Raw genomic sequence first — 1,743 nt, 5'->3', positions numbered from 1 at the left:
GATGCGTGCGGAACGCTCTTCCCGACTGGGGAACGGACGACCTGAGCTAGATGACGCCCTGCGCGAGCATCGCGTCCGCGACGCGGCGGAAGCCGGCGATGTTGGCCCCGGCCGCCAGGTCGCCGGGCATCCCGTACTCCTCGGCGGTCGCGGCCGTGGTGGCATAGATGTTGGTCATGATGCGGTCGAGCTCGGAGTCGACGCGCTCGAAGTCCCACTGCAGCCGACCGGCGTTCTGGCGCATCTCCAACCCGCTGGTGGCCACACCGCCCGCGTTCGCGGCCTTGGCGGGTCCGAACAGGATGCCCTTCTCGCGGATCACCTCGACGGCCTCCTCGGTGCACGGCATGTTGGCCCCCTCGGCCACCAGGCGGCACCCGTTGCCCGCCAGGGTCCGCGCGGCGTCGCCGTCGAGCTCGTTCTGCGTCGCGCAGGGCAGTGCGATGTCGCACTTCACCTCCCACACCGAACGCCCCTCGACGAACTCGCAGTCACCCCGCTCCTCGGCGTAGACCGAGAGCCGCTCGCGTCGGACGTCCTTGACGTCGGCGAGCAGGTCCAGGTCGAGGCCCCTCTCGTCGACCACGTACCCGGAGCTGTCGGAGCAGGCCACGACGGTGGCTCCGAGTTGCGTGGCTTTCCTGGCCGCGTAGAGGGCCACGTTCCCGGACCCGGAGACGACAACGCGGGAGCCGTCGAGGCTGAAGTCGGTCTCGCGGAGCATCTCGCGGACGTAGTAGACGAGCCCGTAGCCCGTGGCCTCGGTCCTCGCCCAGGACCCGCCGTAGCCGATCCCCTTGCCGGTGATCACCCCCGCCTCGTTCCGGCCCGTGATCTTCCGATACTGGCCGTACAGGTAGCCGATCTCGCGGCCGCCCACGCCGATGTCCCCGGCGGGCACGTCCAGGTCCGCCCCGATGTGATGGGCGAGTTCGGCCATGAACGACTGGCAGAAGCGCATCACCTCGCCGTCGGTCCTACCGTGGGGGTCGAAGTCGGAGCCGCCCTTGCCACCTCCCAGCCCCAGGCCCGTGAGCGCGTTCTTGAAGACCTGCTCGAAGCCGAGGAACTTGAGGGTGTCCTCGTCGACGGACCGGTGGAACCGCAGACCACCCTTGTACGGACCCAGGTCGGAGCTGAACTGGACCCGGAAGCCGCGCTGGACCTGGATCACTCCCGAGTCGTCGACCCACGGCACGCGGAAGGACACCACTCGTTCGGGTTCGACGATCCGCTTGAGGATCCCGCCCTCGACGTACTCGGGATGCTGCGCGACCACGGGGGCGAGCGACTCGAGCACCTCGTGCACGGCCTGCCGGAAGAGCTTCTGCCCGGGGTTGCGGGCCACCACGGACTCGAGCGCATCGTGCAGTGCGGCGTCGGCGTCGGACATGGGACCTCCGGTCAGGGGCTGCGGTCTGGGGGCGATATGAGGGCTGCGGCGTGAGGGCTGGGGACTACGTGTACGCGGACCACCCGCCTCGGGCGACACCTCGGACCGAGGTTCCGCAGGCCGGTGTCACGGCCGGAACCGCGTCGCCGCCGTGCCGCAGCCTAGCGTCTGTCCGCTTCCACCACCGATCCAGGCCGCGCCCGGACCCGCGGCGGACCACCCCGGGCGAAATTCCCCGCGGACGTGGATCCGGCCATACGATCTACGGTCACGGACCCGGCCGGTTCCCTTCCCGTCCCGATAGGAACAGTGACCCCATGCGCCACCTCCCCCGCCGCCGCACCTGGAGT

At 70.1% G+C, this 1,743-nt stretch carries 1 protein-coding gene; it reads right to left on the bottom strand.

The genetic code is table 11. The features are described 5' to 3' along the window. Nucleotides 1–46 precede the first annotated feature (46 nt). Entirely contained in the window at nucleotides 47–1,393 is a 1,347-nt protein-coding gene (gene gdhA / locus G6018_RS09145) for an NADP-specific glutamate dehydrogenase (RefSeq protein WP_179523534.1), read from the bottom strand. Nucleotides 1,394–1,743: the final 350 nt, after the last annotated feature.

The organism is Dietzia sp. DQ11-44 (genome assembly GCF_014145205.1).
GTDB lineage: Bacteria > Actinomycetota > Actinomycetes > Mycobacteriales > Mycobacteriaceae > Dietzia > Dietzia natronolimnaea.
Note: the sequence above shows the minus strand (reverse complement) of the source record. Positions and strands in the feature narration are given on the sequence as shown.

Bases quoted from the DNA above. Each gene is read 5' to 3' on its own strand.
- gdhA (WP_179523534.1), bottom strand. From the start codon at position 1,393: ATGTCCGACGCCGACGCCGCACTGCACGATGCGCTCGAGTCCGTGGTG.